The sequence below is a fragment of the Flavobacterium aurantiibacter genome (assembly GCF_002251775.1).
GTDB classification, from domain to species: Bacteria; Bacteroidota; Bacteroidia; order Flavobacteriales; family Flavobacteriaceae; genus Flavobacterium; species Flavobacterium aurantiibacter.
Map to the genome: position 1 here is coordinate 1 of NZ_NOXX01000143.1, position 13,367 is coordinate 13,367.

Genomic DNA, 13,367 nt, shown 5'->3' on the forward strand with positions numbered 1-13,367 from the left:
CAATTTTAATTAATAAAAGTGGTCAACGTATTTCAGGCATTGACACAAAACAAGTATCGTTAATATGGAACCGCAGCAACACATTCCGGAAAACGTTCAAAAGCAATTAAAAAACATTAAAGGTTTTTACGGACATCTTACCGCATTTTGTATTGTGATTCCTACGTTAATTGCCGTAAATTTATGGTTGATGCCCGAGTTTCAGTGGTTTTGGTTTTCATTAATCGGTTGGGGAATAGGCTTGTTTTTTCACTATCTGGAAGCATTTCAGAGAATGCCCCGACTGATGCGCGATGTCGAAGCGGCTCAAATGCAGAAATACACGCAAGGCTTGGGTAATTCGGCAGAACTTACTGCAGTACAGCAAGCCGAAATCAAGTATGAAGTAGAGAAAAAGATTAAAAAGTTACGCGGCTTTTACGGACATTTAATCGCTTACCTGATTGTTAATGCTATTGTTGTTATTTCAGAACTTGCCGATGGGTCGCCGCTTTCTTTGGGCCTTTTTAATTTGGCCATTTGGTGGGGATTTGGATTGGTGGCGCACGCAGTAAGTGTTTTTGGAGCCAATTTGTTCTTTAATGAAGCATGGGAACGCCGCAAAATTGAAGAGTTTATGAAAAATTCAAACCGAAAGTAGTGGATCCGCTTTTTATTACTTTTCTGGTTATTCACATCGTCAGCGGCGGAATTGCCTTGTTAATTGGAAGTTACATTATGATAGCAGCCAAAGGAGATCGCAAGCATGTGCTTAGCGGAAAAATCTTTGCCGTAAGTATGTATGTTTGTGCTGTAGCCGGATTAGTAATGGCGCTTTTACACAATTCGATATTTTTATTGTGCATATCGGTTTTCACCATTTTTATGCTCACTACAGGTTTACAAGGGATGGCGTTAGTGAAAGGTAGGATAAGAAAGTCGGCACCGATTTTAATTATCTCGGCTACCATGGTTTTGTTTTCCATGGGATTAATTTACTTTGGTGTTGTTAACGAGTTTAATGTGGTGATCTTGGCCTTTGGAGCAGGCAGTTTGGTGATGTGTGTACAAGATTTTATGATGTTCTTCGGCAGAACTAAGCTTGCAAATCCGTACTATTTGCTACACATTCAACGAATGACAGGTGCTTATATCGCCGCATTCACCGCTTTTTTAGTGGTAAACAATACATTTTTACCAGCGGTTGTTGCCTGGTTGGCGCCGTCGGTGGTTGGAAGTATTTTAATTACAGTTTGGTCGCGAAAACACGCAAAATTAAAGCATGAAAATTAGAGCTATTATTGTTGAAGACGAAAAGCCTGCGGCGCGTTTGCTGTCGCGGAAGTTAGAAAAGTTATCGATTGAAGTGGTGCAAATGCTGCATTCGGTTGAAGAAGCCGTATCGTACTTTCGCAGTAATGCGGCACCGGATTTATTGTTTTTGGATATTCAATTAAGCGACGGTTTGTCGTTCGAGATTTTTTCGCAAGTAGAAATCAGCAGCGCTGTTATCTTCACAACGGCTTACGACGAGTATGCCCTGAAAGCTTTCAAATTGAATAGCATAGACTATTTGCTAAAGCCAATCGATGAAGACGATTTGGAAGCGGCAGTATTGAAATTCCGAAAGCGATTTGAGAAAAAGGATCAGCCCGATTTCAATCTCGAACAATTAAAGCAATTGTTTGCGCCTACTTCTGCGAAAGCCTATAAATCGCGCTTTACCGTGAAAATTGGCGCGCAACTCCGCATCATCGAATTGAAAGATATAGAACTTATTTTCAGTGAAAATCGCGGAACGTACATTCATACGATTGCCAATCGCGATTATCTAATCGATCAAACCATGGACGAAGTCGAGCAAGAACTCGATCCGGCTCAATTCTTCCGCGTAAGCAGAAAATTCCTCGTGCCGCTTACTTCCGTTAAGGAAATTACGGCATACAGCAACTCGCGTTTAAAAATTATTCCTGCAACGTACAAGGCAGATGAGGTAATTTTGAGTCGCGAGAAAGTAGCCGATTTTAAGAAATGGTTGGAGTAGCAGCTTTGGCGCGCAGGGTTATCAGGTAATAGCAGCCAAAAAGTAGGGCGGCAAACACCAGATGTAAGGTCTGACTTCCGAAAGGGAAATCGACGTAATACATTAAAATTCCCGTGAATACTTCGGCGCCAACAATGAATAACTGCCAAACAGCCAGATTTTTTAAACCTGTATTTTTGAGCTTTACAAACAGGTAAATTGCTAATGCAAATACCAGAATGGAAAAGGAACGGTGAATTAAAACGATGCTCGGACCGTCGTGTAAAAGCTGACTTACCGGCTCGATACCCAATCCTTTAACTTGTTCATCGACAAACTGACGAACTTGTGTGCCCATGGCAATTTGTACCAATGTTAACGCCAGCGCCAAACCGGTAATCCATTTTGAAACTGAAACCGGAAAAGTTCGTTGTTCCTGAGCGCGGTGGTATAAGGTAAACAACATACCAACAATGAGTAGCGCTACCAACATGTGGATGGTAATTTTAATCGGATTCAAGACCGAGTACACTACTGTTGCGCCAATCCACGCTTGAAAACCCATTAAAAAAAGTGTGACCACGGTAAGTAGCTTCTCTTTTAATTGTCGGCGACTTAAAAAGCTAAAAACCGTCATTAGTAAAACCGCCAAGCCCGAAAGTGCGCCAAGTAAGCGATTTAGATATTCGATCCAAGTATGCACCGGATTAAAAATGGCGTAATCGTGTTTGGTGTACGGTTTCCAATCGCTTTCGCGAAAAGAAGCTGATGAGGTGAAATCTTTTGCAGCTACAAATAGTTTTTCATCGACGATAATAACTTGTCCGCTTTCATAGTGTCGATTTTCTTGAAATTGCAATTCGCTAATTTCTGTGGGCGGAATGTAGTATCCAAAACACTTTGGCCAATCCGGACAGCCCATGCCACTGCCGGTCATACGCACTAAGGCGCCGGCTACAATAACCAAATACACCAAAACCAAAGAAGCACCGATCGACTTTCTGTAATAGTTATTCATTTGTATGTTGTTTGAGTCCTAATTCTTCCGCCTTTTTGAAGAGAAGTTCTTTTGCTTGTTCGAAATCGTTGGCAATTTTTCCTTCGAGTATCGCCTCTTTGATGTATTCTTTAATGATACCAATTTCGCGCGACGGGCCAATACCAAAGGTTTCCATGATAAATTCGCCGGTAACGGGCGGCTGAAAATTTCGAACTTGATCGCGTTCTTCAACTTCAACAATCTTCTGACGCACCAATTCGAAATTTTGATGGTATTTTTTGAACTTAATTTTGTTTTTTGTGGTGATATCGGCTTCGCATAACGTCATAAGCGATTCCACATCTTCTCCTGCTTCGAAAATCAGTCGTCGCACAGCCGAATCGGTCACGATATCTTGCGCCAAAACAATGGGTCGAGAACTCATGAGCACCATTTTCTGGACAAATTTCATTTTTTGATTTAGCGGCATATTTAAACGCATGAAGATTTTCTTCACCATTTTACTGCCCACGTATTCGTGTCCGTGAAACGTCCAACCTTGCTTTTTCTGAAATTTTTTGGTTGGTGCTTTCCCGATATCGTGCAACAAGGCAGCCCACCGCAGCCAAACGTCGTTGGTGTTTCGCGAAATATTGTCGACAACTTCCAACGTATGGTAAAAGTTGTTTTTATGCGTTTGTCCTTCTATTTCTTCAACTTGATTTAAAGCTGTGAGCTCGGGTAAAATCAGTTCGAGCAGCTTCGCATCGTACAGAAGCGATAAGCCTACGGATGGTTTTTCGGTTTCGAGAATTTTGTTCAGTTCGCCGATGATGCGTTCTCCGGAAATAATTTCAATTCGGTGCGCGTTTCGTTTTATGGAATCAAAACAGCTTGAATCAATTTGAAATTGCAGTTGAGCGGCAAATCGAATGGCGCGGAGCATGCGCAACGGATCGTCGGAAAACGTAATATCCGGATCGGTTGGTGTTCGAATTATCTTAGAGGATAAATCGGCAATACCGTCAAACGGGTCGACCAACGCGCCGAAATCGGCTTCGTTTAGCGAAATGGCTAGTGCATTTATGGTGAAATCGCGTCGCAATTGATCGTCTTGCAGCGTACCGGATTCTACGATAGGTTTTCGGCTATCTCTGGCGTATGATTCGCGACGAGCACCCACAAATTCGATGTCGGTTTCTGCAAATTGCAACATGGCCGTTCCAAAATTTTTGAAAAACTGCACTTTGGGTCGGGTAGGTAAGTGGGTTGCTACGGCTTCTGCGAAAGCAATTCCGTTGCCCACAACTACAAAATCGATGTCGGGTTTTCCGCTGCGATTTAGTAAATAATCGCGAACAAAGCCGCCAACGACATAGGCTTGAACGCCGGTTTGCGCAGCAGTTTTGGCTACGTACGAAAAAATAGGATGCTGAAGGGCAGCTGCGTGATTTTGCGTTGACACCGTACTGAAGAAATTAAGCGGCGAAAACCGTGTGATTAATCGTAATTCACGCCGACATTCGCGATTTTTTATTGCGTTGCAAATTTACAACATACCTGACGGATGATGTGCGAACAATTCAAAAATCATTCTAAGTTTTTCTTAAAATCGGTTCGAAAATCAATTTCGCATGGGAAACGAGTTTACCTTACTAGGTGAATTGACCTAGCTGTTCTGCGAAATGCAATACGTTTTTTTGCTATTTGCTTAACTGCGAATAATTTTTACCTGAGCATCGCGCGTAAGTTTGATGATTGCCGACGATTTCGTAGTTTTTTTATCGCGATCTAGGTTCACTACGTAATCAACTTGTTGGATTAACTCGGGCGCTATTTCGGTGAAACTTGTTGGCGTGGGCGCGCCGGAGAAATTTGCGGAAGTAGAAACCAGCGGATTTTTTAGTCGCTCGATCAATTTATAGCAAAACGGATCTTTAACGATTCGGATTCCGAGTGAATTATCGTTGGCAATAAGTTGCGGCGCTACGTTTTTCGGATCGTCGAGCACTAAAGTTGTGGGTTTTTCAGACAGTTCTAAAATCTGCCAAGCGGCTTCTGGCACTTCTTTGAAAATGCGGTGAATGAGTCGATCGCCGTTTACCAGTACAATCATACTGTGGTCGGCAGCTCTTTTCTTCAATTCAAAAAGTCGCTTTACAGCAGTTTCGTTTGTTGCATCGCAACCTAAACCCCAAACAGTGTCGGTCGGATATAAAATGATGCCTCCGTTTTTTAAGACATCAAAGGAATTAGCAATTTCACTGTGTAACGTATCTGTCATTGTTTGTATTTCATTGATTCTGTGATCGGTGCGCCTTTAAGTAACAAAGCGAGAATCGGACGATTTTTTGATTTAAAAATACTGCTGAAAAAGTACTTTTGGATGAGAAACAGTAAAACAATTTGTCGAGAAAACTTCCCATAATGTTTATTGATGACGTAGAGCAAGGAGATTTTCAATTCTTTTTTTATCGCTAAAGATCGTTCAGTACTACCGCCGTGAAAGTGCATAAATTTTGCGTCAGGAACTAGATATGCGGGCTTCCCGATTTTTAACAAGCGAATACATAAGTCGGTTTCTTCGTAATACAGAAAGATGTTGGTATCAAAACCTCCCGACTGCAAAAAGTCCTCCGTTTTTAAGAATAGTAAGCTTCCTGGTACAAAGTTCACCTGCAGCGGCTTCGAGTATAATTTTTTTCTCTTTGGGTATTTTTTTGAATTACTGAGTTCTAAGAACTTTCGCCCCAATATTTCTCGGGTTGGCGAGGCAAAGTGATCTAATGAGATTAAAAATGAACCATCGGCAGTATAGGCTTGTGCTCCTGCTATGCCTACTTGAGGATGTTCATCCAAGTAGTTTTTCAAAATAGACAGGCAGTCGTTTAGCAGTATAGTGTCGTTATTTAAAAAGCAGATGTATTTGGCATTACTTTTCTCGAAGCCAGTCATATTTCCTCCACCAAATCCTGTATTTGTTGTGTTGCGTATTAGGGTGAGGTTGGGAAAGTTGTGTAAGCGCAGCTGTTTTTCTAAATTTTGAAAATCGGTAATTTCCGAATTGTTATCGGTGATTATAACTTCGAAGGAAATCGCATCGGAGGTTTTTTCGTAAATGGATTTCAAGCAATTAATGCTGTGATTGCTTGAATTATAATTGATTAAAATTACTGCTACGTCTTTCAAAATTACAGATATTGGTTTACTCCTTTGTCGATAAAAGTAATTTTTTCTCGTACGGTTCGATCTTCAATTTCTTGATTAATGTGAATGTGGTTTTTAGGTTGTTCTTTGTGATAAATATGAAAAACCAGTCCGCAAAATTTTAATCGTCTGCCGTGGATACCAATGTTGTGAAATCGTTGAATTAGTTCAGAATCGTCGATGCCCCATCCTACAAGACTTTCATTAAAGCCATTGACTTTTATAAAATCGGATTTCCAAAACGACATGTTGCAGCCGCGCAGCTTTGACGAGCGTTTTTCTACCGATTTCATGAAATTCATGTAAAACGGAAAATGAATTGTTCGCGCCCTTTTTGTGATGCCTTTTGAAAAGAAATGAAACGATGTGGTTTTATTTTTGAAAATATCGTTTAAGATACTTTTTTGAATGCTGGAGCGTGAACCGAAGAGGTAGTGGCCCTTTTTGGCGAATTTTAAGTGGTCTTCGACAAAATTCTTGTGCATGATAATATCGCCATCGATTTCGATAATATAGTCGCCTTTTGCTTTCGCGATGGCTTTATTCATGATCATGGGTTTTCTGTTGCCGATATCCTCGTGTCGGACATGATGTAACGGAACAGGAAAGTTTTTTTGGAACTCCTCAATCAACTTCGTTGTTTCTTCTGTAGAACCATCATCAGCTACAATAACTTCGTCGGGCAAAACGGTTTGCTTTGTAATGCTCAGTAGTAAAAGTTCGAGTGCTTGCGGCCAGTTATACGTTGGCGTTACCAAGGTTGAAGTTGGGAGTCCTTTCATTTCGATGTTATTCATAACGATGTTGCAAGCTAATTCAAATATTCAAATATGAAAAAATAAATGTGGTGTTATTCTAAGCAATCATTTTTAGATTCGTTTTAGTTTGCGAAGGATATTAAAACCTCAAAAATTACGATCCAATGAAAGTTGCCCATTTGTTTACTATATTTGGCAGCTTTGATTTAACATAAATTTTAGAAAAGTTACTGTTTAGCTAATGAAATACTACCAAGATAAGCCTCTAGGATACTATGAGAATGCTAGAGTAGAAATGCTTAAATACCTACCTGCAACTGCTAAGAAAGTAATAGATATCGGGTGTGGTGGTGGTGCTTTAGCAAAAATAATTAAGGAACGTAACAAGGCTGAAGTTTGGGGCATTGAATATGTTGATGAAGAAGCCAAAATGGCGAAGCAGCACTTAGATCGCGTATTTTCGGGTCCGTGCGAAAATTATATAAAAGATTTACCGGATAATTACTTTGATGTTGTTTATCTGAATGATGTTTTAGAGCATCTGGTAGATCCTTATTCCGTTCTTCAAGACTTAAAAGTAAAGTTGTCAGCAAACGGTGTCATTATTAGCTCAATTCCGAATGTGCGCTATTTTAAAACTTTTTCTAGAATAGTGTTTAAGAAAGATTGGCAATACGAAGAGTTTGGCACTATGGATAAAACCCATTTGCGCTTTTTTACTGGGAAGAGCATTAGGAGAATGTATGAAGATTTAGGTTATCAAATAATTACCCACGAAGCCATCAATAAAACAAAGTCGATTAAACCGATCTTGTTCAACGTAGTTGTTTTGTTTACTCAGTGGGATATTCGAAACCTGCAATACGCAACCGTGGTAAAAGCTAAATAGTAATGTTTCGTTTCAATGACAAGCAGACCTTTATAGATGAACAGCAATGTTTTTCTCTGATTCAGAATTTCTCGACTTTAGGAAGAAATTTTGACGATCGAAAGCGCAATCAAATAAAATTGTTCGATTGGGAGCAGTCGGTTCTCAATATAAAATCATTCAAGAAGCCGCATTTATTTAATCGATTTATTTATCGGTTTTTTAGAAAATCCAAAGCGCGAAGATCTTTTGAATACGCAGTTTATTTACTCGAACGCGGCATAGGAACTCCGCAACCTATTGCCTATTACGAAGAACTGTCTGCGTTTCTGTTTGGCAAAAGCTATTATGTAAGCGAACATCTCAAATACCAGTATTTGTATAGCAATCTAGTTCAAAACGAAAATTTGCCCAATCGCGAGAGGATCCTTCGAGAATTCGTTCACTTTTGTTACAAAATTCATGAGGCAGGTATCGAATTCAAAGATCATACTCCCGGAAATACGTTGATCACCGTGGATGATTCAGGAAATTATCATTTTTATTTGGTGGATCTGAACCGAATGAGTTTCCCAAAGCAAATGTCGATTAAAGCGCGCATGAAGAATTTATCGCGACTCACGCCTCAACGGGAAATGGTTCGTGTGATGGCCGAAGAATACGCCTTAATCTCAAACCGTGATCCGGAAGAATTGTTTCGAATATTGTGGAAGTATACAGAAGATTTTCAGCGAGGCTTTCGGCGTAAGCGAAAGTTTAAAACGACGCTAAAAAGCTTGGTGGGTAAGTCAAAATAGGATTTGACGCCTTATCACATTTAATTTTTCTTTTTTCGCGGTATGTAGTTCTGAAGGAAATCGCCTTTGGGTGTTCCGAGATCGAAAGAACTCCATTTCACAAAATCGCGCGTTGCGAGTCGTGCGTCGTTTGGTGTCCAATTTTCGTATTCGATTCGATATAATGCCGAGTATAGCTCAGCTCTTCCCACGCCGTGATAGCAATGGATTAGGATGGGATAATTTTTTGCATCATCAAGAATTGCAAAAAAAGTATCTAGATTTTTTTTGCTCGGAACTTGCTCCGACCCGTTGTTCACGTAGGTTACGTGTTTAACTTTCGCTACCGCCTCCTGTTCCGATTTCAGTTGTGCAGCCACCTCAGGATTGTTAAGCTCGTCGGTCGATTCTGGAAATCGCAAATCTATAACCGTTTTTATGTTGTACTCTTGAAGCACTTCTGGTAGTTCCTCGGGAGGAATAACACCACTTTTGTAAAATTTACCTTCTGATATAACTTCAAAATTGTGTTTAATGTTTACTTGATAGATATACTTTCCAGCAATAGCAAGCGCCAGTACGAGAACACATATACCAATAATTTTAAAGTTCTTTTTTTTCAAAAGCTTAGTTTTTCGCGGTCATTTCTTTTAAAAACTGATATCTAACATAAACGCTATACGCATTTAGGTAGCAAATAACAATTCCTCTTCCACCGTCGAGTATGCCTAAACGGATCAAGTATTGGTAAACGAATTTATATAAGGGTTTGATTACGAAATGGAAAAAATTAGGAACAATACCCCGATTTTTAGCTTCTATTGCTTTTAAGCGTCCGTACGCAACCATTTTAGCTTTATATGATTGATAATCGGAATAGCTGTAATGTATTAACTTCGATTTTAACTTACCGATTTCCCCAATTACATCTGGTTTCTCGTGAACCAATCGCTCGTTTTTGTACCTTGCTTTACCGCGATGAAACAATCGAAAAATCTTGTCGGTTTGCCAACCACTAAAGCGCAATTTCGAATTTTTAAACATAAAAGTGCGATAGAGAAGATAAGCGCTCTTCGGATGCTCACTCACTATAGTCTCTAGGACCTCTTTTTTCAATTCGGGCGTTAATCGCTCGTCTGCATCGATGAATAGTATCCAGTCGTTTTGCGCTTGATCCATAGCGAAGTTTCTTTGCGAGGTGTAATTTTCAAATTTATTTTCAAGAAACTTCACATAGGGAAAAGACATGCAAATTTCTTTGGTACGGTCGGTACTGTATGAATCAACTACTATAACCTCATCAGCAAACGCTAATTCGGTTAACAGCTCTTTCATATTGCGCTCCTCATTTAGAGTAATTATTAATACCGAAAGTTTCCCTTTATGAGGATGTAACATGCAAACAAATTATTTTACAAATATAAATTAGTAAGTACTTTTGCTGTAAATAAAAGTAAAAAAATAACATACATGACTGTTTCCGTCATTTTGAGTACCTATAATGCTGTAGAATGGCTAGAAAAAGTTCTGTATGGCTTTAGTTGTCAGACGTATACCGATTTCGAAATCGTTATCGCAGATGATGGCTCACGAGACGAAACCGCCCGTCTGATTCAAAAATTCCGACAAGAAACCAATTTAAAGCTCGTTCATGTATGGCATTCGGACGACGGATTTCGAAAAACTAAAATTTTAAATGCGGCAATTCTTAACGCAAAAGCAGATTATTTGATTTTTACTGATGGCGATTGTATTCCAAGAGCCGATTTTATTCAAGTACATCTCGACAATCGAAAACCCAAAACGTTTCTCTCCGGCGGCTACCATAAGTTGTCGATGGAATTATCGCACAAAATAAGCCCCGACGACATCATTTCACAACGTGCTTTCAGCAAAAAATGGCTGATCGAAAACGGACATCGCAAACCCGTAAACATGAAAATTGGTGCTCCGCGATTCTTGCGCCCGATTTTAAATGCAGTAACGCCAACAAAACCAACGTGGAACGGACACAATGCTTCAGGTTGGAAAGCCGATTTACTCCGCGCTAACGGATTTGACGAACGGATGAAATACGGCGGCGAAGATCGTGAATTAGGCGAGCGACTTACCTTTGCAGGTGTTGTGGGAAAACAAATCAGATACAGTGCTATTTGTATTCATCTCGATCATGCTCGAGGTTATGTTTCCGATGAAGTATGGAAAGTTAATGACGCCATCCGACTCGAAACTGAAAAACAAAAGCTGCAGCGCACCGAGTTTGGAATCGATTCTGCCACGCGCGATGAAATCCTGAAATGATTTTTGATTTAGTTTTTTAAGCGATTTAAAAACGCTTCTAATTCAGGAAGTATTAAATCGGGCGTAAATGCTTGGTAGAGCGGCAAGGCATTCTTTTTCATTTGTTTTGCGGTCTTGTCGCCGTAAAGTTCTGGCTTGTAATCTTGCAAATGCACAGAGACATGATTGCTGCCGTCTTCAAACGAATTCCACGCTTCCTTGATAATCCATGTCGAGAAAATCGTAAAGGTTTTAATGCCTAAAGCTTTGGCCATATTTACAGCGCCGCCTTCATTTCCGATCAAGGCTTGTGAAAAATGGGTGAGTGCTAAAAACGCACGGATATTTGTTGGAACTAGTTCCGATATTATTCGACTTCGCGTTTCTGGAGCGCACAGCGCACAAATCGTTTGCACTTCATTGGCTTGTTTCGGCATGTAGTTTAAAACTAATTTACTCGACGTGTTTGCCGCTATAAAATCGAGTACTTGTGCCATGTACGGCGCCGGATACGACTTACTTTCATCGCTTCCTAAGATGCCAATTACGAGAAACGGATCCGATTCCAGAATTCCATGTTTCTGCAACGTATTTTGTGCTTCTTCCTTTTCGGAAGTTGTTAACCAAATTTTCGGACGCAAGTCAAATTTAAAATTTGGCGCAACGCAGCTCAATAAGTTAATCCGATTTTCGAGTGCTGTCCCTGCGTTGGTTAGCGGTTTGTCGATCGGCGCGATATTAAAATGATACAGCTTTTGCGAGTATTTTTTGAAGAAACCTATTTTCACGTCGGCACCCGAAGCCATGGTTACCAAAAAGCTTTCGGGTTTGTTGTACGCATCGATCACCATGTTGTAGCGCTCTTTTCGAATCCGATATAAAAACTGTAGGCGTTTTAAACTGCTCTTTTTGTAACTGTCTTCGTACAAAACACAGGAATCGATATTCGGATTGTTTTCAACAACGGGTTTTGTGAACGGATAAATCAAGTAGTGTATTTGCGCCTTGGGATAAATTTGTCTCAAGTTATTGCACAAGATGCTACTGGCCAGCACATCGCCGATCATCTTTTGTTGAATCACCAAGATTTTTTTCATACGTATTTTCGGTAACGATTGCCCTAGCCCTGATTGAATGGAAAGCGCGCATTTTACCGCGTTTGCTTTTTGAGCTTTTAGGCAGCGGCCAGCGGAAGCTAGACTATAGGCGTAAAAAAGGAGCGCGGTAAAAGCGTACTTGCAGTGAAAGCAGGATTAGCTACTAAACAGCTACTTCATATTCGCGCAAGGCGTCGTTTAAACTTGTTTTTAAATCGGTCGATGGTTTGCGTTTTCCAATGATGAGCGCGCACGGAACTTGGTAGCTGCCGGCGGCGAATTGTTTGGTGTAACTGCCGGGAATGACTACCGATTGCGCCGGAACCACGCCATTGTATACAATCGGATTTTCACCCGTAACATCTATAATTTTTGTCGATGCCGTTAAGCATACATTAGCTCCCAAAACCGCCTCTTTTTCAACGCGAACACCTTCGACAACAATGCAGCGCGAACCAATAAACGCGCCGTCTTCGATTATTACCGGAGCTGCTTGCAACGGTTCGAGAACACCGCCTATACCTACACCGCCCGATAAGTGTACGTTTTTGCCAATTTGCGCACAGCTTCCTACGGTTGCCCACGTGTCGACCATAGTACCTTCGTCGACGTACGCGCCAATATTTACGTACGACGGCATTAAAATAACGCCTTTCGAGATGTACGCGCCGTGTCGGGCCACCGCATTAGGCACCACGCGAATGCCTTTTTCGGCATAATTGCGTTTTAGCGGCATTTTATCGTGATACTCGAAAATTCCGGATTCGAGCGTTTCCATTTTTTGAATCGGGAAGTACAGCACCACCGCTTTTTTTACCCATTCGTTTACCTGCCAGCCGTTTTCGGTAGGTTGTGCCACGCGAAGTGAGCCGTTGTCGAGTTGTTCAATAACGTTTCGAATGGCCGAGGTTACGCGATCTTCGGTGAGTAGCGCGCGGTTTTCCCAAGCCTCTTCGATGATTGATTGTAGAGCATTCATGCAAAAAAATTTGTTTGTAAAGATAGTTTTTGGATTTGAAAGTTACCGATTTTTTTGGGCGTTCCGGCCTTGAGTTTTGTTACTGAGTAAACGAGCGTTCTAAAGCAAGGCCGTCGGTTGCTTGCTGCAATGGCCGCCAACCGTTTGCGGTTCTGCGTCTATCAAAACGGGCTTCTGTTAGTCGCCGTTTCGCTAAGCGCATCACACGCAGCGGTTTGTTGGCCATTTTCGCGCCGCCACCTAACGCGGGGAAAGTGCTCGGGAAGTAGATGTTGGGGGTAGGTTGTTTGAAATATCGGTTAAAGAACTGTTTTAATTTTATTTGTAATATGGCAATATTACAACTACGTAAACTTCTTAAAATAAATAATATACACACCCGTTGGGTGAAATTAAATTAATTGATTTTTGATGTTATTTA

Annotated in this window: 15 protein-coding genes; 6 read left to right on the forward strand and 9 right to left on the reverse strand. The window is 40.8% G+C overall.

Annotation, left to right across the window (positions count from 1 at the left end; all coding sequences use genetic code 11):
• The first annotated feature begins 64 nt into the window (after window positions 1-64).
• The 3 genes from CHX27_RS02990 to CHX27_RS03000 are packed head-to-tail and all read left to right on the forward strand — an operon-like array spanning window position 65 to window position 2,023.
• A complete protein-coding gene (locus CHX27_RS02990; RefSeq protein ID WP_094485285.1) occupies window positions 65-640 on the forward strand; it encodes a 2TM domain-containing protein in 576 nt (191 codons plus the stop codon).
• Window positions 640-1,272, forward strand: a complete 633-nt coding sequence (locus CHX27_RS02995; RefSeq protein WP_094485286.1) for a DUF2306 domain-containing protein — start codon at window positions 640-642, stop codon at window positions 1,270-1,272. The genes CHX27_RS02990 and CHX27_RS02995 overlap by 1 nt, the downstream gene beginning before the upstream one ends.
• A complete protein-coding gene (locus CHX27_RS03000) occupies window positions 1,268-2,023 on the forward strand; it encodes a LytR/AlgR family response regulator transcription factor (RefSeq protein WP_094485297.1) in 756 nt (251 codons plus the stop codon). The genes CHX27_RS02995 and CHX27_RS03000 overlap by 5 nt, the downstream gene beginning before the upstream one ends.
• Here CHX27_RS03000 and CHX27_RS03005 read toward each other — a convergent pair.
• The 5 genes from CHX27_RS03005 to CHX27_RS03025 form a co-directional block, all read right to left on the reverse strand.
• Window positions 2,004-3,020 (reverse strand): COX15/CtaA family protein, encoded by a 1,017-nt coding sequence (locus CHX27_RS03005; RefSeq protein ID WP_094485287.1) that lies wholly within the window; start codon window positions 3,018-3,020, stop codon window positions 2,004-2,006. The genes CHX27_RS03000 and CHX27_RS03005 overlap by 20 nt on opposite strands.
• Window positions 3,013-4,446: a CCA tRNA nucleotidyltransferase gene (locus CHX27_RS03010; RefSeq protein ID WP_243388944.1), complete on the reverse strand. Its 1,434-nt coding sequence runs from the start codon at window positions 4,444-4,446 to the stop codon at window positions 3,013-3,015. The genes CHX27_RS03005 and CHX27_RS03010 overlap by 8 nt, the downstream gene beginning before the upstream one ends.
• Window positions 4,447-4,692: 246 nt before the next feature.
• Window positions 4,693-5,265, reverse strand: a complete 573-nt coding sequence (locus CHX27_RS03015; RefSeq protein WP_094485289.1) for an L-threonylcarbamoyladenylate synthase — start codon at window positions 5,263-5,265, stop codon at window positions 4,693-4,695.
• Window positions 5,262-6,170, reverse strand: coding sequence for a glycosyltransferase family 2 protein (locus CHX27_RS03020; RefSeq protein WP_094485290.1), 909 nt, complete (start codon window positions 6,168-6,170; stop codon window positions 5,262-5,264). The genes CHX27_RS03015 and CHX27_RS03020 overlap by 4 nt, the downstream gene beginning before the upstream one ends.
• A gap of 2 nt (window positions 6,171-6,172) precedes the next feature.
• Window positions 6,173-6,985, reverse strand: a complete 813-nt coding sequence (locus CHX27_RS03025; protein ID WP_243388945.1) for a glycosyltransferase family 2 protein — start codon at window positions 6,983-6,985, stop codon at window positions 6,173-6,175.
• 202 nt (window positions 6,986-7,187) lie between these two features.
• On the opposite strand from CHX27_RS03025, the gene CHX27_RS03030 reads away from it, so the two are divergent.
• Both CHX27_RS03030 and CHX27_RS03035 read left to right on the forward strand, forming a co-directional pair.
• Window positions 7,188-7,835, forward strand: a complete 648-nt coding sequence (locus CHX27_RS03030) for a class I SAM-dependent methyltransferase (protein ID WP_243388946.1) — start codon at window positions 7,188-7,190, stop codon at window positions 7,833-7,835.
• Window positions 7,836-7,837: 2 nt separating this feature from the next.
• Complete coding sequence (locus tag CHX27_RS03035; protein WP_094485291.1) at window positions 7,838-8,611, forward strand: lipopolysaccharide kinase InaA family protein; 774 nt, start codon at window positions 7,838-7,840, stop codon at window positions 8,609-8,611.
• Window positions 8,612-8,631: 20 nt separating this feature from the next.
• Here the strand turns inward: CHX27_RS03035 and CHX27_RS03040 are convergent, their stop codons facing one another.
• Both CHX27_RS03040 and CHX27_RS03045 read right to left on the reverse strand, forming a co-directional pair.
• Window positions 8,632-9,213, reverse strand: a complete 582-nt coding sequence (locus CHX27_RS03040; RefSeq protein WP_094485292.1) for a dual specificity protein phosphatase family protein — start codon at window positions 9,211-9,213, stop codon at window positions 8,632-8,634.
• A gap of 4 nt (window positions 9,214-9,217) precedes the next feature.
• The gene (locus tag CHX27_RS03045) at window positions 9,218-9,988 is read right to left on the reverse strand and encodes a glycosyltransferase family 2 protein (protein WP_094485293.1); all 771 of its coding nucleotides are present in this window, start codon (window positions 9,986-9,988) and stop codon (window positions 9,218-9,220) included.
• 72 nt (window positions 9,989-10,060) lie between these two features.
• Here CHX27_RS03045 and CHX27_RS03050 point away from each other — a divergent pair, with 72 nt between their 5' ends.
• Window positions 10,061-10,891 carry a glycosyltransferase family 2 protein gene (locus CHX27_RS03050; RefSeq protein WP_094485294.1) on the forward strand — a complete coding sequence of 277 codons (831 nt, stop codon included), beginning with the start codon at window positions 10,061-10,063 and terminating at the stop codon, window positions 10,889-10,891.
• A gap of 8 nt (window positions 10,892-10,899) precedes the next feature.
• Here the strand turns inward: CHX27_RS03050 and CHX27_RS03055 are convergent, their stop codons facing one another.
• Both CHX27_RS03055 and CHX27_RS03060 read right to left on the reverse strand, forming a co-directional pair.
• Window positions 10,900-11,967 (reverse strand): glycosyltransferase family 9 protein, encoded by a 1,068-nt coding sequence (locus CHX27_RS03055; protein WP_094485295.1) that lies wholly within the window; start codon window positions 11,965-11,967, stop codon window positions 10,900-10,902.
• A 163-nt stretch (window positions 11,968-12,130) separates the two neighbouring features.
• On the reverse strand, window positions 12,131-12,946 hold the full coding sequence (locus CHX27_RS03060) for a 2,3,4,5-tetrahydropyridine-2,6-dicarboxylate N-succinyltransferase (RefSeq protein WP_094485296.1): 816 nt from the start codon (window positions 12,944-12,946) through the stop codon (window positions 12,131-12,133).
• Window positions 12,947-13,367: the final 421 nt, after the last annotated feature.